Raw genomic sequence first — 20,075 nt, forward strand, 5'->3', positions numbered from 1 at the left:
CCGGATGACAGACTCAACACACACACTCAAGAGACCATTTCGAGATGCCATGGCCTCCTGTGCCGCCGGCGTACACATTATCACGACAGACGGCGAAACGGGACGCTATGGCATTACTATGACTGCCGTAACTGCCGTTACCGACGAGCCGCCGACGGTCATGCTGTGCATCAACCGCCAATCCGCCATCATTCCCATCCTGCAAGGCAACCGTGACTTGTGCATCAACACGCTCAACGACAGCCAACAGGATGTTGCTGAACACTTTGCCGGACTGACCGACCTCTCGCCCGAAGAACGCTTCGAATACCATATTTGGCACAGGGGACAAACCGGACAGCTTGAAGTCGAAGGTGCGCTGGCGCACCTGCACGGCAGCATTGTCGATCAACGCGAAATCGGCACGCATTACGTCTTTTTCGTTCAGCTCAACGAAATCCGCAATACCGACACGCAGGCACCGGCATTGCTGTATTTTCGTAGGCAATTCAAATCTTTGGCATAAATAAAGGTCTCAGGCCGTCTGAAAAATGAAACCGATGTTTCAGACGGCCTGAGACTTTTTCTGTTTCACACATTATAGGCACACCCATGAAAGCAATGATATTGGCCGCCGGTCGCGGCGAACGCATGCGCCCGCTGACCGACCACACGCCCAAACCCTTACTCGAAGTAGCAGGCACGCCGCTTATCGGCTGGCACTTGCGCCGCCTGCAACAAGCCGGTTTCACTGAAATCGTCATCAACCATGCCTGGCTTGGCCAACAAATCGAAGATACCTTGAAAGACGGTTCGGACTACGGCGTACGCATTGCCTATTCTCCAGAACTCGCCGGAGGCCTGGAAACCGCCGGTGGCATTGCCACCGCCCTGCCTCTTTTGGGCGACGAGCCGTTTTTGGTCGTCAATGGCGATGTGTTGACTGACATTGATTTCCAAGCTGCACGACTGGCTGCCCAGCGTATGCAGGAACACAACCTTCTCTCCCATTTATGGCTGGTGGACAATCCACCCCACCATCCCGAAGGCGACTTCGGCCTGCTTTCAGACGGCCTGGTATCCGCCTCATCTGCAGACGGCCAAGCCCTGACTTTCAGCGGCGTGGGCGTTTATCATCCCGCACTTTTCAAAGATACCCCGGCGCATCAGGCTGCCAAACTTGCCCCTCTGTTGCGTCAAGCCATGAGCCAAAGCCAAATCAGCGGCGAACACCACAACGGCCTTTGGTTGGACGTCGGCACAGTCGAACGCCTGCAAGAAGCCGACCGTGTCGCCCAAAGCTGGTAAAACAAAAGGGGCGTATCCGATACGTCCCTTTCAATATCAAAGGCCGTCTGAAAATATTGACCAACTCAGTTTTCAGACGGCCTTAATCTATCATCAAGCTTTAGCCAATTTCTTTTCTTTCTTCATTCCCAACAAGCCATTGACAATCATCACGCACAATCCCGACCAAATCAGGCCATAGCCGATCAATGCGCCTTTTTGCACCGGCTCACCCAGCCATACAATCGACACAATAAAAAGCAATACAGGCTCCAAATAGCTCAACATGCCGAACACCGCAACCTGCAACAACTGACTCGCCTTCAAATTCAAATGCATAGATATTGCGCTATTGAAGCCTAGCAACACAATAAAGAAAATTAAAACCGGTTTGGCCGCAATCATCGCCGGCGTATCCGTTGCAAATATAATATACGCCAACGCAAATGGCGTAATCATCATCAAATCAAAAGTCAGACCGATTAAAGAAGGCACACCCAGTTTTCGGCGTGGCAGATAATAAAACGGATAGGTGCCGAACACCCATACAGTCGTCCACGAAAACGCACCCGACCGTACCAATTCACATGCCACGCCTGCACACGCCAACGCAACGGCAACCGTCTGCAATCGGTTTAAACGCTCTTTAAACCAAATCCGTCCACCCAGCATCATCGCCAAAGGAAACAGGAAATAACCCATGGCGATGTTTACCCCTTCCCCGTTGACCGGCCCCCAGACAAACAGCCACAACTGGCTGGCAAATATCGGCGTCGGCAATACAATCAATAGCCACCGCTTCCAATCGCGGCCGATATTGCTCGCAAACCGCGCCGCCGCCCGCCAACCGTTGACCATCGTCATCAGCACGCATAAAGCCGACAACATCGCCACCATACGCCACGCGAAAATTTCTGTGCCACTCATCGGCTGCATCCATACGCCGTACAGAAACAGCATGGCAAACAACAAATTGGACGCTATCGCAGCCAGCAAACCTTTGGATAAATTCGTCATTTCAGACGGCCTTTTGCAATCAATCAAAGTTAATATTGTAGAAAAAACGGATGAAAAAATTACTCATCTTTTTGAATGAAGTTTTACCGCAAACATCCGTTTCATTAAAGGCCGTCTGAAAACCATATCTTCAGGTTTTCAGACGGCCTTTCATTGCATCGAAGCAGTCTAATACATCAGCCCTGCTTCACAATATCCGACAGCGGCCAGCGCGGCTTAACATTGAATGCACTGACAGCCTGACGCTCGGCAAGACGCATCGCGCCGGCAAAGGCAATCATTGCGCCGTTGTCGGTACAGTATGCCATCGGCGGAAAATAAACATTGATTTTTTCTTCCTGCGGTTTGGGTTTGCCTTTTTCAGACGGCACTTTGACGGTTAAGCGCGAAAATTCATCACGCAGTTTCCAGTTTGCACCCACGCCGCCGGCAACCACCAAAGTTCTGAAGCCGGTATCCAACAACGCTTTTTTGGCTTTGGCCGCCAATACGTCAACCACTGCATCTTGGAAGGCGCGGCAAATATCGTTGCGTGTTTGTTCCGGAATTTCATCGCTGCCGGTTTCGGCGCGGACTTTTTCGACAGCGGTCAAAACGGCTGTTTTCAAACCGGAAAAGCTCATCTGCAAATCGTGCGAATGGAGCATGGGGCGTGGGAATGTGAAAGCATCAGGCGTGCCGAGTTTGGCCAGCTCGGATAATTTGGCACCGCCGGGATAAGGCAGGCCCAAGAGCTTGGCCGTTTTATCAAATGCCTCGCCTGTCGCATCATCCACACTCTCGCCCAGCAAGGTGTAATCACCGATACCGCGTACAGCCATAAATTGCGTATGTCCGCCCGACACCAGCAAAGCGACAAATGGAAATTCAGGCTTATCGTCTGCCAACAAGGGCGAGAGCAAATGGCCTTCAAGATGGTGGACAGGGATAATGGGCTTGCCGATGGCAAATGCCAAAGCGTTGGCGAAGCCTGAACCGGCCAGTAATGCGCCACCCAAGCCCGGACCTTGCGTAAAGGCAACCGCGTCAATATCGGCATAGCCTACGCCTGCTTCCTTCAAGCAACCTTGCGTCAACGGCACGACACGGCGGATATGGTCGCGGCTGGCCAATTCGGGGACAACTCCGCCGTATTCGGCGTGCATCGCCATTTGTGTGTGCAAATGATGCGCCAACAGGCCGCGCTCGGTATCGTAGAGCGCAACGCCGGTTTCGTCGCAAGATGATTCAATTCCTAATACCAACATGGTTTGAGGCCGTCTGAAAAAATGATTAAAAACGATTCAGACGGCGTTTTCTCCGAAAACGGAAAAAGGCCGTCTGAAATAAAGTGCGGAATAAGCGGTTTACAAAGTGCCGTAAGAGTGCAGGCCGCTCAAGAACATATTCACGCCGATAAAGGCAAAGGCGGTAATGACCAGGCCGATGACCGCCCACCAAGCCAACACTTTGCCGCGCCAGCCTGCCACCAGCCGCAAATGCAACCAGACCGCGTAATTCAGCCAAACGATGAATGCCCAAGTTTCTTTCGGGTCCCAGCTCCAATAGCGGCCCCACGCGTCAGCCGCCCACAATGCGCCGAGAATGGTGGCAATCGTGAAGAACAGGAAACCGACGGCAATCGCTTTGTACATCACTTCTTCAATGACTTGCGAGTGCGGCAGCCATGATTTTTTGCCTGCATCTTCTTTTCTGAGTGCCAGCAGTTCGGCAATACCCAACATGGCGGCGATACAGAATGCGCCGTAGCCGATAAAGTTGGCCGGAACGTGGATTTTCATCCACCAAGACTGCAAAGCAGGGATCAGCGGCTGGATGGTATGCGCCTCGCGTGAAACGCTGTACCACAAGACAAATCCGACCACAATCGCCATAAAGCTGAACACGAAGCCGCCCAGTTTTTGTACGGCAAAACGACCTTCGTAATAGAGGTACATCAGCGCCGTAATAACCAAGAACAAGATGAATACTTCGTAAAGGTTGGAGACCGGAATATGGCCGGCATCGGGACGCAGCAGATAGCTTTCATGCCAGCGCACCAGCAAACCGACAAAGCCCGCCATCGCGGAAACCCATGCAAACACGGTACCCATGCCCAAAAGCGTATTGGACGGCACATTTTTGCGCACCGCCGCTATCGCACCGACGATATAGGCAAACAAGGCGAAGAACACAAACGCGCATTGCCACATAATCGCCGACTGGCTGCTTAACAGGTATTTGAGCAGGAAGCCGTCTGCGTGTTTGATGTTGCCGCCATACAAATCAACGGCCAAATACGCCAAGCACACGCCCAAAGGGATAAACCAGCGCATCGGTTTGAAAAACCAACCCAGAAAAACGGCAATACCGGCACTCGCCCACAAAATCACCATTTCGTAGATGTCCATATGCAGACCGGACTGGGTTTGGGCAATAAACGCACCGACTGCAATCAGCAGCGCGAATGCCCAGTCGAAAAGGTTGAGGTTTCGGATAAATGATTTGTGTGTCAGAAGCTCATGCTCGGGCAAAGCCTGATGTTTGTTATTCATGGTTCAAATCCTTGGCAAGCTGCTGCAATTGCCGTGTGTGTTGCGGAAATTCTTTCTGCAAGTCGCGTTCGTTGCGGCTGGAAGACATGGCAAAACGGATACGGCCGTCTGAAAACAGCAGCCAAGCACGTTTTTCACGAATATAGAACATAAACACCGTACCCAACACCAGCAATACCGAACCCAAATACACCAAGAATGCGCCCGGCGAGCGAGTCATCTGCAAACCGGAAGAGCGTACTTCGGCAAAACTTTCCAGTTGCAGCATCATTGGCGCGGGATATTCGGTCAAACCGGTGTAAGCATCCATTGCGTGCAGCAGGAAGCGGTTGCGTTTTTCATCTTGTGTCCAAGCCGGCAGATTGTATGTGCTGATCGTATCTTCCAAAGCGGCATTCATCACGCCATAGAGCATCTCATAGAAATAGCCCTGCATTTTTTCCTGCTGCTCTTTCGGAATATTGGTGGTAACAAATTCGTCCAAAGCCAAATAGCCGCCTTTGGCAAAAATCGACAAAGTGTTTTCCGCCGCTGCCATGAATTGCTCACGGATTTCGGCAGGCGCGCCTTTAACGGCATTAGCAACGGTTTTACGGCGTGCCGCATCATCTTTCAGATATTGGCGCAAAGCCATAAAGGTGTCGATTTGGCCGTTTTTATCCATCGGAATGCGCAACCAACGATATTGCTGCGCCAAGCCGCTGCGAGTGCCGGTAATGAAGAAATAGTCTTCATCTTGTTTTACCGGCAACATATAGTTTTTATATTCGACCGCCTGCCCTGCTTTGTCGCGGATGCGGTAAACGATAGACGGGCCTATATTGGTGTATTTTTTGCCTTCCTGACGAACGGAGCGAACATCGTTGAGGGCGGATTTCAGGTTTTGCTCTTTTTCAGACGGCTCGCTCATGTCTTCGACGTTCATCGAAGTAAACTGGTCGAATTCCAATTTATAAGAAGCCTTGCCCAAATCCAGCGGAAACTCGCGCATGGAAGTTGCTTTGAGTTTGACCGGAGTGCGGTCGGCATCAGCCAGATTCCACGCTTTAAACGTCAAGTCCGAGCCGCCGTCGGCAAAACTTGCCTGATAAACTGTAATACCGTGCAGCGTCAAAGGATGGTTGACGCGGATGGTGTGTTCGCTGACTTTGCCGGTCGCCTTGTCCGTTACTTCCAAGTCACTAGCAAAATCACGCGGCATACCGGTATCGTAAAAATCAATATGGAATTTCTTCAATTTGACGGAAAACGGTAAGTCTTGCACGAGCATGCCGTTATCCGCATTCAGAAACACCACGTCCGCGCTCTGCCCTTCCGCGATATTGACGTTGCCCCTAAACGACAGGTTGGATTCTCCCAACACGCTTTCGGGCTTAAAGTCTTTGGCATAAACCGCCGTATTGTCCGGCACGACTTGGCCGGTAAGCATACCGATTTTCAGCAGGATATTGCTGTCTATCAAACCGCCCAAACAAATCACAATAAGCGCGGCATGGGCAAAGATATAGCCCCATTTGTTCATCGCGCCTTTTTTCGCCGCCACCAAAACCGAGCTGTCTTCACGCGTAACAGTTTTGCAGCCGTAGCCCTGCACTTCCAAATATCGTTGCGCGACTTCAGGCGTCACCTGTCCGTCTAAAACGATGGAATGGCGCATTGCCGCCAGCGATTTTTCCTTCGCGTTTTCACGGAACGAACGAATCTCGCGCAAAAACGGCGGAACATTGCGAATCAGGCACAATCCGGTGGAAATCACCAAAAACATCATGATGACAACGAACCACGCCGAGGCGTATACGTCGTACAGGCCCAAAAAGCCGAAAATCTGCGACCAAAACGGGCCGAATTTCACCAAATAATCGACTTGTGGCTGGTTTTGCTGCAAGACCGTACCGATAATCGAAGCCACGCCCAACAGGCTGAGCAGGGCGACGGCAAAACGCATGGAGCTGAAAAAGGCAAACCACGGTCTGCGGATGAGTGGGACGGATGATGAAGATTTACTCATGTCTCAAATGTCGGCTTGGGGCAACCCGATCCGATGGAACGGACTGCAATGACGTGTGATGCGAAAGGAAGAATACTGCATATTGTAGTAAAAATCTTGCTGTCGCTATTTGAAAAAAACAATCAGGCTTATCGGCCTATATTGGCTAAGGCCGTCTGAAGGGTTTTCAGACGGCCTGTATCAATAAGCTCGTTTCAAAACGAAATTAGTGCAAACCTTGGATAAAGTTGGCTACTGCGTTCAACTCTTCTTCGCTCAGGCGGTTGGCAATATCGGCCATGATGGCGTTTTTGCGTTGGCCGGATTGGTAAGCTTTCATTTGCTCGACAACGTAAGCTTTGTGCTGGCCGCCCAGACGAGGATAGGCTTGGATTTCAGTACCGCCGCCAGGGATACCTGCGCCGCTAGGACCGTGGCAAGACATACATGCCGGCAGTTTTTTAGCGCTCAGGCCGCCGCGATAGATTTTCGCGCCCAGCTCTGGGTTTTCTTTAGGATTGGCTTCGCCCGGTTTGCCTTGTTGTTTAGCATAGTAGGCGGCAGCGTCGCGGATGTCTTGTTCGGACAAGTTCATCACCATCGGTTTCATTACGCCGGCAGCACCGTGCGTACGGGTACCGTCTTTGATGGCCATGGTTTGACCGTAGGTGTAGGCCGCAGCCTGACCTGCCAGTTTAGGATAAGTTGCGATACCGCTGTTACCATCGGCTGCGTGACACGCCGCACAGATAGTAGTCGCTACCTGTTTGCCTTTTTCAGCATCTGCTTTAGGGGCAGCGGAAACCGCACCGGCAGCCAATACCAAGGCCAATAAAGTCAATCGTTTCATGGAGTGCTCCTGATTACAGCATTGCGTACCGCGTCAATGCCTTTTTTATACTCAAATACCGGGGAATTTTCCCGATTAAAACCGATAATTCTATAAACGTGCTATTCTATACCAAGTTTACATTAAATTACTACTCAAATTACCAAACTGCTGCAACATAAATGCCCGATACAAATTATGATGTTGCAGTTTTGTTTCCATGTAAGGAAATCCTGATGAACCTTTTTCAAAACGCCAAATTCTTTACAACGGTCAACCATCTGAAAGACCTGCCCGACACGCCAGCCGAGATTGCCTTTGTCGGCCGAAGCAATGCCGGCAAATCCAGCGCCATCAATACTTTAACCAATCATGTGCGCCTTGCCTACGTTTCCAAAACACCGGGCCGCACCCAACACATCAATTTCTTTGAACTGGAAAACGGCAATTTCATGGTCGACTTGCCCGGCTACGGCTACGCGCAAGTACCGGAGGCCATCCGTGCGCACTGGGTCAAACTCTTGGGCGACTACCTGCAACAACGCCGCCAACTGATCGGCCTGATTTTGATTATGGACTCGCGCCATCCGCTCAAAGCTTTAGACATCCAAATGCTGGACTTTTTCCACATCACCGGCCGTCCTGTGCATATCCTGCTGTCAAAAGCAGACAAGCTGTCTAAAAACGACCAGATTAAAACTTTGGCGGCGGTAAAAAAATCACTCAAACCCTACACCGAACGTCAAAAAATTAGCGTTCAACTGTTCTCCAGCCTGAAAAAACAAGGCATGGACGAAGTCAATCAAGTGGTCGGCTCATGGTTTGACGCGCATCGCGAAGAAATAGAAAATCTTGCAGGCGAAACATCGCCTGAGTGATTGTAAAACAAGGCGGAATGAGATAAGTTGACCAACCGCAAATCTTATTCTGTCATTTGGTTTCTCACCATCGCATTTACCATTTAATCCGGGGGCATGTCTCACACATGCCCTTTTTTTCATCACGCTTTTTTTGTTTTCACACGCAAACCACAATCTGCGCCAAATATGCCATCACAACATATCAGCAAGGCCGTCTGAAAACGCGGCTTCGATCTCCATTATTAAAGTGTTAATTTTAGTATTGCAACCCATTACACATCTTAGCGTTTTGCTCATGTTCAGCTAATTGTTGAGGCATAGAATGCATTCATCGTTCAACAACACAGTAGGAAAGAAAATCATGAAACGCATTAACGCTTTTATTTCAAAAAAACTCATCATTGCCGGTATTATTGCTTCAAGTTTGGGCGTTGCCGGTGCGGCAGGTACCATGGCTTTCAAAGAAGGTATGTTTGCAAAGGTTTCCGGCCAGCAAGCAGCCGCAGCAGCGGTAGCAGAAGTGGGCGGCGTCGTTAAAGATGTCGATTACAAATACAAACAACATTTGGGCGGCCGTTACAAAGTAGAAATCTTGAAAGACGGCGTTGAATACGAAGCTTTGGTTGATGCTCAAAACGGCAAAGTATTGGCAGTAGCACAAGATGACGATCAAGACAAACGACACTTTGGTAAACATGATAAGCATCATAAACATGACAATGCTGAGCCCTCTTCATCGCAAAATACAGATTATCAGGCTCCTGCCGATGCTGCACCTGGCACACCTGAAAATGCAACCACTTCCGAGGTAACAAAATCTTAATTTAAACTTTAAAAAAGCCAATGCTGTCTGAAACTTTCAGACGGCATTGGCTTTAATGCAGCATTATTTAAAACACGATTTACATCAAGCCAATCGTTTTCAGACGGCCTTTGTCTCATCTTCGCCGTCTACCCACCCTGCTTCTTTCAATTTCCGCCGTTGCGCGTCATAACGTGCTTTTTCCGCCCAATACATTGTCTGAATACAGGCATCGCCGCACTCGCTGCCGCAACATTCCCATGACTCGGGGAGGACGGGTTCGTCTAACAACGGCTCGCCCAAGATGGCTTCGGCTTTATTCTTCAGGGTCGTATCCATCAGCGATTTCCAAGCGCGCACCGTCAAACTCAATCACTTCGCCGCCGCGTATTTTGGCAGTTTTACGTATTTCGGTTTCGCCGTTGCGCAACACCAGCCCTTCGGCGATAAACGCTTTTGCCTGTCCGCCGCTTTCGGCAAGACCGGCCAATTTCAACAGGTCGCATAAAGCGATGTATTCGTTGTCTTCAAGATAGACGGTTGCTTCCATCATTCAATCCTTTTCAATAATGGCGATATTTTAACATGGCCGTCTGAAAGAAAGCCCCCTTCTGTTTTATTTGCTTTATCCAACCTCATTACATTTGGTTTTCAGACGGCCTTTCGCTGCCAACCCTGCTACAATACGCCTTTTATTGTTCACGCCGATTTTGCCATGACCGAGCCGACCTACATCCCCCTGCGCCTGCATACCGAATTCTCGATTACCGACGGTATGGTGCGGATTAAAAAACTGATTGCCAAAGCGCAGGAATACGGTTTACCTGCTTTGGGCATCAGCGATTTGATGAACGAATTCGGCTTGGTGAAATTCTATAAAGCCTGCCGCGGTGCAGGGATTAAGCCCATCGGCGCGGCAGATGTGTGGATAGGCAATCCGAATGCGTCCGACAAGCCGTTTCGTGCCATGCTGATTATCCGCAACGATGCGGGCTATCTGCGCTTGAGCGAACTTTTGACGGAGGCCTATGTCGGCAAAGACCGCAATATCCATCATGCGGAACTTAATCCCGAATGGCTGGAAAACGGCGACAACAGCGGCTTGATTTGCTTGAGTGGCGCACATTACGGCGAAGTGGGCGTGAATCTTTTGAACAGCAACGAAGACGCAGCGCGTGCGGCGGCGTTGAAATATGCGGCATGGTTTCCCGATGCGTTTTATTTAGAGCTGCAACGCCTACCCGAACGACCCGAATGGGAGGCTTGCGTTTCCGGCAGCGTGAAACTGGCAGAGGAATTGGATTTGCCGGTGGTAGCGACGCATCCGACTCAGTTTATGAGCCGCGACGATTTCAACGCGCACGAGGCGCGGGTGTGCATCGCAGGCGGCTGGGTGCTGACGGACAAGAAACGTCCGCGCGATTTTACGCCGAGCCAGTTTTTCATTCCGCCGGAAACGATGCTGGAACGTTTCGCCGACTTGCCCGAAGCCTTGGAAAACACGGTGGAAATTGCCAAATGCTGCAATCTGCACATCACATTGGGCAAAAACTTCCTACCGCTCTTCCCTACTCCGGACGGTCTGTCGCTGGACGATTATTTGGTGAAGCTGTCCAACGAGGGTTTGCAGGAACGCATGGTTCAGCTTTATCCCGACGAGGCGGAGCGTGCGGCAAAAATGCCGGAATATCAAGAACGTTTGGATTTTGAGCTGAACATCATCATCCAGATGGAATTCCCCGGCTATTTCCTTATTGTACAAGACTTTATCAACTGGGCGAAAACGCACGGCTGTCCGGTCGGGCCGGGCCGTGGTTCGGGTGCAGGCTCGCTGGTGGCGTATTCATTGAAGATTACCGACCTTGATCCGCTCAAATACGCGCTACTGTTTGAACGTTTCTTAAACCCTGAACGCGTCTCCATGCCTGACTTTGACGTTGACTTCTGTCAGGCAAACCGTGGCCGCGTGATTGAATATGTGCGCGAAAAATACGGCGCGGAAGCGGTCAGCCAGATTGTTACCTTCGGCACGATGTCGTCCAAAGCGGTCATCCGCGACGTGGGACGCGTGCTGGAACTGCCGTTTATGCTGTGCGACAAACTGTCCAAGCTGATTCCGTTGGAAGCCAACAAACCCCTGAGTTTGGAAAAAGCCATGGAGGCCGAGCCGCAAATTCAGGAATTAATTGAAGCAGAAGAAGCGGACGAACTGATTACGCTGGCGAAAAAGCTGGAAGACCTGACGCGCGGTCTGGGTATGCACGCGGGTGGCGTGTTAATTGCGCCGGGCAAGATTTCCGATTACAGCCCCGTGTATCAGGCGGACGAATCCGCCTCGCCCGTATCCATGTACGACAAGGGCGACGTGGAAGACGTGGGTTTGGTGAAATTCGACTTTTTGGGTCTGCGCAACCTGACCATTATCGAAATGGCGCAGAACAACATCAAAAGCACCACCGGCGATATCGTCGATGTCGGCAAGATTCCGCTTGACGACCAGGCCGCCTACCAAATCTTCCGCGATGCGAACACCACCGCCGTCTTCCAGTTTGAGTCGACCGGCATGAAAAAAATGCTGAAAACGGCGCATACGACCAAGTTTGAAGAACTCATCGCCTTCGTATCGCTCTACCGTCCCGGCCCGATGGACAACATTCCCGACTTCGTCGCGCGTATGAAAGGCCAAGAATTCCAATACATCCATCCGCTGCTCGAAGGCATCCTCGCGCCGACCTACGGCATTATGGTGTATCAGGAACAAGTGATGCAGGCGGCGCAGATTATCGGCGGTTACTCGCTCGGCGGCGCGGACTTGCTGCGCCGCGCCATGGGTAAGAAAAAGCCTGAAGAAATGGTGAAACACCGCGAAATCTTCGCCGAAGGCGCGGCAAAACAAGGTATTTCGCGCGAAAAATCCGACGAAATCTTCAACTACATGGAAAAATTCGCCGGCTACGGTTTCAACAAATCCCACGCCGCCGCCTACGCCCTGATTTCCTATCAGACCGCATGGCTCAAAGCCCACTATCCCGCCGAATTTATGGCGGCAACCATGTCGTCTGAATTGGACAATACCGACCAGCTCAAACATTTCTACGACGACTGCCGCGCCAACGGCATCGAGTTCCTGCCGCCCGACATCAACGAATCCGACTACCGCTTCACGCCGTATCCGAACATGAAAATCCGCTACGCACTCGGCGCGATTAAAGGCACGGGCGAAGCCGCCGTCGAATCCATCATCGCCGCGCGGCAAAGCGGCGGCAAGTTTACCGGCCTCTTGAACTTCTGCGAGCGCGTCGGCAAAGAACACATGAACCGCCGCACCCTCGAAGCCCTGATACGCGGCGGCGCGTTCGACAGCATCGAACCCAACCGCGCCATGCTCTTGGCGAACATCGACCTTGCCATGAACAACGCCGACCAAAAAGCCGCCAACGCCAATCAGGGCGGGCTTTTCGACATGATGGAAGACGCCATCGAACCGGTGCAGCTCGTCGATGCCCCCATGTGGAGCGAATCGGAAAAACTCGCCGAAGAAAAAACCGTCATCGGCTTCTACCTCTCCGGCCACCCGTTCGGCCCTTATGCCCAAGAAGTCCGCCAAATCGCCCCGACCAAATTAGGCCGTCTGAAACCGCAAGACAGCGTGCGCCTCGCCGGGTTCGTTACCGCCGTGCGCACCATGATGGGCAAACGCGGCAAAATCGCCTTCGTCAGCCTCGAAGATTTGAGCGGACAGATTGAAATCATGGTCAGCGGCCACACGCTGGAAAACTGCGCAGACTACCTCAAATCCGACCAAGTGCTGATTATCGAATCCAAAGTCAGCCGCGACGACTACGGCGGCGGCGACGGACTGCGCATCATGGCAAACCAAGTCATGACCCTGCAAATGGCGCGCGAACGCTACGCCCGCAGCCTCAGCCTCGCCCTCGCCCCCGGCCACGACATCACGCGCCTCGCCGCCATCCTCACTACACACCGCCTGCCCGACACGTCGCACATCCCGCTGCAACTATCGTACAGCAACGGCAAAGCATCGGGTAAATTGAAAATTGCGCCCAAATGGATTGTAACGCCAAGCACCGCCTTGTTTGACGAACTGGAAACATTGCTCGGCAGCAGGGCAGTTCGTGTGAATTGGTAAGACTAAAGGCCGTCTGAAACTACACGTTCAGACGGCCTTTAATTTAAAAAGCGCTTTAAAAACATAAATCAAATACGGATTGAGGCTTTCAGACGACCTTATTGTATAGAGAGATTATCTGAAAAGTTTATTGCAAGAGACTTTGGCTAATAGGAAAAGATAGCCCACAAAAAAAGGGGGGGGGGGAAAATACACCCCCTTTTTCTATAGAAGCCCCATATCAAAGGCCGTCTGAAAAACAGTTTTATTTAACGATTTCAACCGGGCCGTGGTCGTCGCAGTGATCGCCGTGTTGGTGATGCAGACGGCCGTTGACGATGTAGTCGACGTGATCGCCGTGCGGTACAGCTTCGTGGCCGCAACCTTCGCCGTGAATGTGGCCGTGGCAGGTGTCAACCGGATGGCAGCCGTCAGGGTTGGTTTTATTGACACTCAGAGCATGCTCGTCGTAGTGGCCGTTGTGCTCATGGTGCAGGTGGCCGTCGTGCAGATAATCGACGTGGCCTTCGTGTTGGATGGCAGTGTGGCCGCAGTTTGCGCCGTGAACGTGGTCATGATGTTCGTGGGTTTTGCAGGTCATTTTTTCTCTCCTAATGTTCAGTGAATAGCAATCTTTCGCGATTGATTCTTTCATTTTATCTTTTTTTGATACAAACGTAAAAAATTTTACAGTTATTAATATATTGTTACGATATATCATCTGTTGATATATAAGCCTATTTTATTTTTCAGACGGCCTTTCATCTATAATTCATTTATTTTCAGCGAGAACTTCAAACCCTTCCGGCAATGTAAAATATCGAATTTTTCAGCCGTAACAGGTAACATGGAAACAAAGGGATGGGTTCTTCAAACAAACAGGTACTGCAATGGGAAAACAAGCCAGACTTTATATGGTTCGCAGCACGCAAGGTGCGCTTTATGATGTATTTTTTGAACGCGGTGTGGCGGCGTTGGCCTGGCCCATGCTGGCCGAAGCGGCGGCCAAGGGTTTTGGCCGTGAGAAACTGACGGATATTTACCGTTCGGCCGTGCCGGATGTGAAATTGAGAACAGCGCAATCGGGTGCGGCTCAGATGTGGCGGTTTTCCAACGAGTTGGCCGATGGAGATGCCGTACTGACCTACTCGCCTGCCCTGCGCCGTTATCGGATCGGCAGGATTACAGGCGGCGCAGTACATTGTCCGCAATGGGACGATGAGAAAATGTCGCTGGTGCGGCCTGTTGAGTGGCTGGGCGAAGTATGCCGTGATGATTTGAGCGTGGCAGCACAACGGGCTTTGGGTAGCGTGGCAACTTTGTTTGCAGTATCGGAAGTGTGTGCGGCAGAAATTTTTGAACGCGTGGGTTTTCAGACGGCCTAAAAAGGGAAAGGAAACAGCATTATGTGGAACACCATACAGGAATGGCTGAACGCTTTGCCTGTCAGTGAAGAAATCATCAAATCGGCTTTGATGTCGATGGTGATGATTGTGGCCGTCATTGCCGGGCGCAGCATTTTGCTCTCGGCTCATTTTCGCAGCCATCCGGATTTGAGCATCGAAAACAAACGCCGTTCGCTGGTGGTCAGTCGCAACATCACCATGCTGCTGCTCTTGTTCGGGCTGGCGATGATTTGGGCGGCGCAGATTCAAACTTTGGCGTTGTCGATGTTTGCGGTAGCTGCGGCAATTGTGGTGGCGACCAAAGAATTGATTATGTGTTTGTCCGGCAGCATCCTGCGCTCGGTAACCAAACAATATTCCATCGGCGACTACATCGAAATCAACGGCCTGCGCGGACGGGTGGTCGATATCAAGCTGAACACGCTGATGATGCAAATCGGCCCCAATCCGTTGATTGGCCAGCTTTCCGGCAAAACACTCTCGTTTCCCAACAGCCTGCTTCTGAGCCACACCGTGCGCCGCGACAATATTTTGGGCGATTATGTAATTCATACGGTGGAAATTCCCGTACCGATTCATTTGGATTCGGACGAAATCATCGGCCGTCTGAAAGATGTTCTTGAGCCATTGTGCGAGCCTTATGTCCCTGCCATCAAGCAGCATTTGGAAAACGTGCAAACCCAAAAATTGTTTATCACGCCCGCCGCCCAGCCGCGTGTATCCCGTGTGCCACATGATGACAAGGTGTATAACATCATCGTGCGCTTTGCCTCGCCCGTAGCCAAACGCTTGGAAATCCAACAGGCGGTTTTGGACGAATTCTTACGCACGCAATGCCAATTAATCAATAAATTAAAATAGTCCAGTTTATATATACTATCAAATCACTTACAATACCCAAATTTATAATCAACAATAAGGAAAACTCATGTTGCCCGAATCAGCCCTTGCCGAAATGTACCCTGTAATCATGACCCCCAGCCATGACGGCAAATATTTCCACAACTACACCCTCTCACTTCTGAACATCGTCCACACCAATGCCGCACACGGCCTACCGCTTCAAGTGATGATGCAGCGCGGCGAAAGCCTGATTACGCGCGCGCGCAACAACTGCGTGGCCACATTCTTAGAAAACAAAGAATGGACGCATTTATTTTGGATTGACTCCGACATCGGCTTCTCTCCCGATTCATTCTACCGTCTGCTTTTGGCCGACAAAGACGTTGTGGCAGGCATTTACCCGCTCAAACGCGACAACTGGCCTGAAGAAGGTGTTCCGGCCGGCACGACTCAAGCCGACTTCGAGCGCATGTACACTTCTTATACCGTCAACACCAGCGAAAAAAATGAAAACGGTGAAATCGTACTGAAAGTCGATGAAGACGGTTTTATGAAAGTCCATGACGCGCCAACCGGCTTTATGGTTATCAAGCGCAGCGTATTTGAAAAAATGATGGCAGCCTACCCCGAGTTGAACTACATCTCCGACAGTGACTACAACAGAGAAGACAAAGGCCTACACTACCGCTTCTTCGACTGCATGGTTGATCCGAAAAGCAAACGCTACCTGTCCGAAGATTACACCTTCTGCCACCTCTGGCGTCAAATCGGCGGCGAAGTGTACGTCGATGTACAATCCAACCTGACCCACCAAGGTGCAAAAGTGTATCGCGGCTCGTTTGCCGAATCCCTGCAAACCAATGTTGCCAATGCCGTATTTGCCCCGAAAGGCACACCAATGCGCCTCGAACTGGCTGCGCCATTGCACGCCAATCCGCGCGGCGCAGAATAAAATTGGCCGACAGGCAGACAAGACACTTTAATTCTATCTGTCTGCCACCATATAACGCCTATCGTTTTCTTTTCAGACGGCCACAAGGCCGTCTGAATCCATCTTATTCAGGAGAAACCATATGAGCGACAACGTCCTGCTCCACTTGGGCGAAGAACCCCGTTTCGACCAAATCAAAACCGAAGACATCAAACCCGCCCTGCAAACCGCCATTGCCGAAGCACGCGAACAAATCGCCGCCATCAAAGCGCAAACGCACACCGACTGGGCCAACACCGTCGAAAAACTGACTGACATTACCGAACGCGTCGGCCGCATTTGGAGCGTGGTTTCCCATCTCAATTCCGTGGTCGATACGCCCGAGCTGCGTGCCGTATACAACGAATTGATGCCTGAAATCACCATTTTCTTTACCGAAATCGGTCAAGACATCGAGTTGTACAACCGCTTCAAAATCATCAAAAATTCTGCCGAATTCGACACCCTCTCCCCTGCGCAGCAAACCAAGCTCAACCACGACTTGCGCGATTTCGTCCTCAGCGGTGCCGAATTACCGCCCGAACAGCAGGCAGAACTGGCGCAACTGCAAACCGAAGGCGCGCAACTGGGTGCCAAATTCGCACAAAACGTCCAAGACGCGACCGACGCTTTCGGCATTTACTTTGACGATGCCGCGCCGCTTGCCGGCATTCCTGAAGACTCCATCGCCATGTTTGCCGCCGCCGCGCAAAGCGAAGGCAAAACAGGCTACAAAATCGGCCTGCAGATTCCGCACTACCTCGCCGTTATCCAATACGCCGACAACCGCGAATTGCGCGAACAAATCTACCGCGCCTACGTTACCCGTGCCAGCGAATTGTCTGACGAAGGCAAATTCGACAACACGGCCAACGTCGAACAAACGCTTGCAAACGCGCTGAAAACCGCCAAACTGCTCGGCTTCAAAACCTACGCCGAGCTGTCACTGGCAACCAAAATGGCGGATACGCCCGAACAGGTTCTAAACTTCCTGCACGACCTTGCCCGCCGCGCAAAACCATTTGCCGAAAAAGACTTTGCCGAAATCAAAGCCTTTGCACGCGAGAGCCTGAATATCGAAGATCCGCAATCTTGGGATTTGAGCTACGCCGCCGAAAAACTGCGCCAAGCCAAATACGCCTTCAGCGAAACCGAAGTGAAAAAATACTTCCCTATCAGCAAAGTATTGGCAGGCCTGTTTGCCCAAATCAAAAAACTCTACGGCATCGAGCTGGCTGAAAAAACCGTCCCCGTTTGGCACAAAGACGTGCGCTATTTCGAGCTGAAACAAGACGGCCAAACCATCGGCGGCATTTACATGGACTTGTACGCACGCGAAGGCAAACGCGGCGGCGCATGGATGGACGGCTACAAAAGCCGCCGCCGTTTCGCCGACGGTACGCTGCAACTGCCGACTGCCTACCTCGTCTGCAACTTTACCCCGCCGGTCGGCGACAAAGAGGCGCGTTTGAGCCACGACGAAATCATCACCCTCTTCCACGAAACCGGCCACGGCCTGCACCACTTGTTGACCCAAGTTGACGAAGTGGGCGTATCCGGCATCAACGGCGTCGAATGGGACGCGGTCGAGCTGCCTAGCCAATTCATGGAAAACTTCGTTTGGGAATACGACGTATTGGCGCAAATGTCCTCGCACGAAGAAACCGGCGCGGTATTGCCGAAAGAGCTGTTCAACAAAATGCACGCGGCCAAAAACTTCCAACGCGGTATGTTCCTCGTCCGTCAAATGGAATTTGCCCTCTTCGACATGGAAATCTATCATCAGGAAGATGAAGGCCGTCTGAAAGAATGGCCGCAAATCTTGGACAAAGTGCGTCAAGAAGTCGCCGTGACCCAACCGCCGGCATACAACCGCTTTGCCTTGAGCTTCAGCCACATCTTCGCCGGCGGCTACTCCGCAGGCTATTACAGCTACGCATGGGCGGAAGTTTTGAGTGCAGACGCTTACGCAGCGTTTGAAGAAAGCGACGATGTGGCCGAAACCGGCCGCCGCTTCTGGAAAGAAATACTGGCCGTCGGCGGTTCGCGCAGTGCAGCCGAATCCTTCAAAGCCTTCCGCGGCCGCGAACCAAGCCTGGATGCCCTGCTCCGCCACAGCGGTTTCGACAACGCAGCTTGATTTGAAAATCCGCCGTTTTAATTGCTGATTCAACACCAAAGGCCGTCTGAAATGTTTCAGACGGCCTTTTTATAATCCATTCAATATGTTCAGCAAAACAAATAATAAAAATATTCAGCCGATAAAACCACTCAGCGCAGAACGCCGCAACGATTGCCAAGCTCAATATTTTCCCAATGCGGACAAGCCGCCCATAAAAACAGGGCATGTTCCCATGCCCTATCATTTGAATTTCAGACGGCCTTTCGGTTGTCAAAACTTATTAGGAACAATAAGTACACCCTGTCCCTAACAAGATTTTCGAGAAAACAGAAGTCCAGATTTCAAACTTCTATCTCCCCCTCCCATCGCTAAAATTAGTTTTTACCCTTTTTATCGCCGGCGTCCAAGCGCATATTGATAAATTCCATCATCAAATCTTTTTTCGTCCAGAAAAAGGTTTTCATTTTTTCCAAAGAATAGATTTTCCGAATCATCGCCGGCAATCCTGCGTGAACGATGGCCGCGACTTCGCCATTGGTTGTTTCGTTGTCCATGGCGGCTTTGAGGTTTAGATTGTGCGTATTTAGGTAGTTGCTAAGCGCTTTCCTGACGCTGTTGCTGATTTCGAATTGTTTCATGTTTTCCGTCCATAATGTTTTTATAATTAAATAGCATAGGATTTTAACAAGTTTTTTGCATCGTGCATATCCCAACTTGCATATTATTGCGAAATTTACAATTTGGTTTTTGGGTAAAATCATGCCTACAACACATTGTTGCGACGCACCCTGTCGGATTGTTTTGACTATTTTGTTTTGGCTCAGGCCACATTGCGGATAAAATAACGGTTTTAGGTGTTGAGGCCGTCTGAAATGTATTTGTGGTTTAAGCTGCTGCATGCGTTTTTTGTGATTTCTTGGTTTGCGGGACTGTTTTATCTGCCGCGGATTTATGTGAATCTGGCACAATTGGAACCCGGCAGCGTGGAATATGTACGGCTGACGGATATGTCGCGGCGGCTGTACCGCTTTATGTCGCCTTTGGGCTGGGGAACACTGATATTTGGCGCGGCCATCGGGTTTGTAAACAATTGGTGGGGCAACGGCTGGCTGGCGGTTAAATTATTGTGCGGCCTGCTGCTCTTGGCCTACCAGCTTTATTGCGGCCTGCTGCTGCGCCGTTTCCAGAACGGCAGCAATGTGTATTCGCACCGCTGGTATCGGGTATTCAACGAACTCCCCGTATTGATGATGGTGGCCGCGCTTTATATGGTGGTTTTCAAGCCGTTTTAATCTTCAGACGGCCTGTTT

Annotated in this window: 19 protein-coding genes; 10 read left to right on the forward strand and 9 right to left on the reverse strand. The window is 51.0% G+C overall.

The genetic code is table 11. The features are described 5' to 3' along the window. The first annotated feature begins 4 nt into the window (after window positions 1–4). Both hpaC and murU read left to right on the forward strand, forming a co-directional pair. Window positions 5–505 carry a 4-hydroxyphenylacetate 3-monooxygenase, reductase component gene (hpaC, locus tag ACTHSW_RS04590; protein ID WP_070460485.1) on the forward strand — a complete coding sequence of 167 codons (501 nt, stop codon included), beginning with the start codon at window positions 5–7 and terminating at the stop codon, window positions 503–505. A gap of 86 nt (window positions 506–591) precedes the next feature. Further along, window positions 592–1,287 (forward strand): N-acetylmuramate alpha-1-phosphate uridylyltransferase MurU, encoded by a 696-nt coding sequence (murU, locus tag ACTHSW_RS04595; RefSeq protein ID WP_070460487.1) that lies wholly within the window; start codon window positions 592–594, stop codon window positions 1,285–1,287. A gap of 93 nt (window positions 1,288–1,380) precedes the next feature. Here the strand turns inward: murU and rarD are convergent, their stop codons facing one another. The 5 genes from rarD to ACTHSW_RS04620 all read right to left on the reverse strand — a co-directional run bounded on the left by rarD (window position 1,381) and on the right by ACTHSW_RS04620 (window position 7,654). Further along, window positions 1,381–2,283 carry an EamA family transporter RarD gene (gene rarD, locus ACTHSW_RS04600; protein WP_070460489.1) on the reverse strand — a complete coding sequence of 301 codons (903 nt, stop codon included), beginning with the start codon at window positions 2,281–2,283 and terminating at the stop codon, window positions 1,381–1,383. 176 nt (window positions 2,284–2,459) lie between these two features. Next, complete coding sequence (gene tsaD, locus ACTHSW_RS04605; RefSeq protein ID WP_070460491.1) at window positions 2,460–3,530, reverse strand: tRNA (adenosine(37)-N6)-threonylcarbamoyltransferase complex transferase subunit TsaD; 1,071 nt, start codon at window positions 3,528–3,530, stop codon at window positions 2,460–2,462. Window positions 3,531–3,629: 99 nt separating this feature from the next. Next, window positions 3,630–4,817 carry a c-type cytochrome biogenesis protein CcsB gene (ccsB, locus tag ACTHSW_RS04610; RefSeq protein WP_070460493.1) on the reverse strand — a complete coding sequence of 396 codons (1,188 nt, stop codon included), beginning with the start codon at window positions 4,815–4,817 and terminating at the stop codon, window positions 3,630–3,632. Continuing rightward, window positions 4,810–6,762, reverse strand: coding sequence for a cytochrome c biogenesis protein ResB (locus ACTHSW_RS04615; RefSeq protein WP_199901394.1), 1,953 nt, complete (start codon window positions 6,760–6,762; stop codon window positions 4,810–4,812). Before ACTHSW_RS04615 ends, ccsB begins: the two co-directional genes overlap by 8 nt. A gap of 268 nt (window positions 6,763–7,030) precedes the next feature. Next, window positions 7,031–7,654, reverse strand: a complete 624-nt coding sequence (locus ACTHSW_RS04620) for a c-type cytochrome (protein ID WP_003684518.1) — start codon at window positions 7,652–7,654, stop codon at window positions 7,031–7,033. A 215-nt stretch (window positions 7,655–7,869) separates the two neighbouring features. Here ACTHSW_RS04620 and yihA point away from each other — a divergent pair, with 215 nt between their 5' ends. After that, window positions 7,870–8,511, forward strand: a complete 642-nt coding sequence (gene yihA, locus ACTHSW_RS04625) for a ribosome biogenesis GTP-binding protein YihA/YsxC (protein WP_049336942.1) — start codon at window positions 7,870–7,872, stop codon at window positions 8,509–8,511. Window positions 8,512–8,854: 343 nt separating this feature from the next. Then, window positions 8,855–9,316 (forward strand): PepSY domain-containing protein, encoded by a 462-nt coding sequence (locus ACTHSW_RS04630; RefSeq protein ID WP_225905463.1) that lies wholly within the window; start codon window positions 8,855–8,857, stop codon window positions 9,314–9,316. Between the two features lie 99 nt (window positions 9,317–9,415). On the opposite strand, the gene ACTHSW_RS04635 is transcribed toward ACTHSW_RS04630, so the two are convergent. Together ACTHSW_RS04635 and ACTHSW_RS04640 are read right to left on the reverse strand one after the other, a co-directional pair. After that, window positions 9,416–9,634: a hypothetical protein gene (locus tag ACTHSW_RS04635; protein ID WP_107769117.1), complete on the reverse strand. Its 219-nt coding sequence runs from the start codon at window positions 9,632–9,634 to the stop codon at window positions 9,416–9,418. Continuing rightward, window positions 9,612–9,845, reverse strand: coding sequence for an RNA-binding S4 domain-containing protein (locus ACTHSW_RS04640; RefSeq protein ID WP_025458008.1), 234 nt, complete (start codon window positions 9,843–9,845; stop codon window positions 9,612–9,614). The genes ACTHSW_RS04635 and ACTHSW_RS04640 overlap by 23 nt, the downstream gene beginning before the upstream one ends. 165 nt (window positions 9,846–10,010) lie before the next feature. Between ACTHSW_RS04640 and dnaE the strand changes: the two genes are divergently transcribed. Then, window positions 10,011–13,445, forward strand: coding sequence for a DNA polymerase III subunit alpha (gene dnaE, locus ACTHSW_RS04645; protein ID WP_107810924.1), 3,435 nt, complete (start codon window positions 10,011–10,013; stop codon window positions 13,443–13,445). Window positions 13,446–13,689: 244 nt separating this feature from the next. Here the strand turns inward: dnaE and ACTHSW_RS04650 are convergent, their stop codons facing one another. Further along, complete coding sequence (locus ACTHSW_RS04650) at window positions 13,690–14,025, reverse strand: hypothetical protein (protein ID WP_070460500.1); 336 nt, start codon at window positions 14,023–14,025, stop codon at window positions 13,690–13,692. A gap of 289 nt (window positions 14,026–14,314) precedes the next feature. Here ACTHSW_RS04650 and ACTHSW_RS04655 point away from each other — a divergent pair, with 289 nt between their 5' ends. The 4 genes from ACTHSW_RS04655 (at window position 14,315) to ACTHSW_RS04670 (ending at window position 18,783) form a co-directional block, all read left to right on the forward strand. Beyond that, on the forward strand, window positions 14,315–14,809 hold the full coding sequence (locus tag ACTHSW_RS04655; protein WP_070460502.1) for a restriction endonuclease: 495 nt from the start codon (window positions 14,315–14,317) through the stop codon (window positions 14,807–14,809). Between the two features lie 21 nt (window positions 14,810–14,830). Next, window positions 14,831–15,691, forward strand: a complete 861-nt coding sequence (locus ACTHSW_RS04660) for a mechanosensitive ion channel domain-containing protein (protein ID WP_440373771.1) — start codon at window positions 14,831–14,833, stop codon at window positions 15,689–15,691. 67 nt (window positions 15,692–15,758) lie between these two features. Next, on the forward strand, window positions 15,759–16,625 hold the full coding sequence (locus tag ACTHSW_RS04665) for a hypothetical protein (RefSeq protein WP_219088989.1): 867 nt from the start codon (window positions 15,759–15,761) through the stop codon (window positions 16,623–16,625). A gap of 121 nt (window positions 16,626–16,746) precedes the next feature. Beyond that, entirely contained in the window at window positions 16,747–18,783 is a 2,037-nt protein-coding gene (locus ACTHSW_RS04670; protein ID WP_107792231.1) for a M3 family metallopeptidase, read from the forward strand. Between the two features lie 356 nt (window positions 18,784–19,139). On the opposite strand, the gene ACTHSW_RS04675 is transcribed toward ACTHSW_RS04670, so the two are convergent. Beyond that, window positions 19,140–19,403 (reverse strand): hypothetical protein, encoded by a 264-nt coding sequence (locus ACTHSW_RS04675; protein ID WP_070460509.1) that lies wholly within the window; start codon window positions 19,401–19,403, stop codon window positions 19,140–19,142. A gap of 234 nt (window positions 19,404–19,637) precedes the next feature. Between ACTHSW_RS04675 and ACTHSW_RS04680 the strand changes: the two genes are divergently transcribed. Beyond that, window positions 19,638–20,057, forward strand: coding sequence for a CopD family protein (locus ACTHSW_RS04680; RefSeq protein ID WP_070460511.1), 420 nt, complete (start codon window positions 19,638–19,640; stop codon window positions 20,055–20,057). The last annotated feature ends 18 nt before the right edge of the window (window positions 20,058–20,075 follow it).

The organism is Neisseria sp. P0008.S004 (assembly GCF_051962755.1).
Taxonomy (GTDB): domain Bacteria; phylum Pseudomonadota; class Gammaproteobacteria; order Burkholderiales; family Neisseriaceae; genus Neisseria; species Neisseria subflava_A.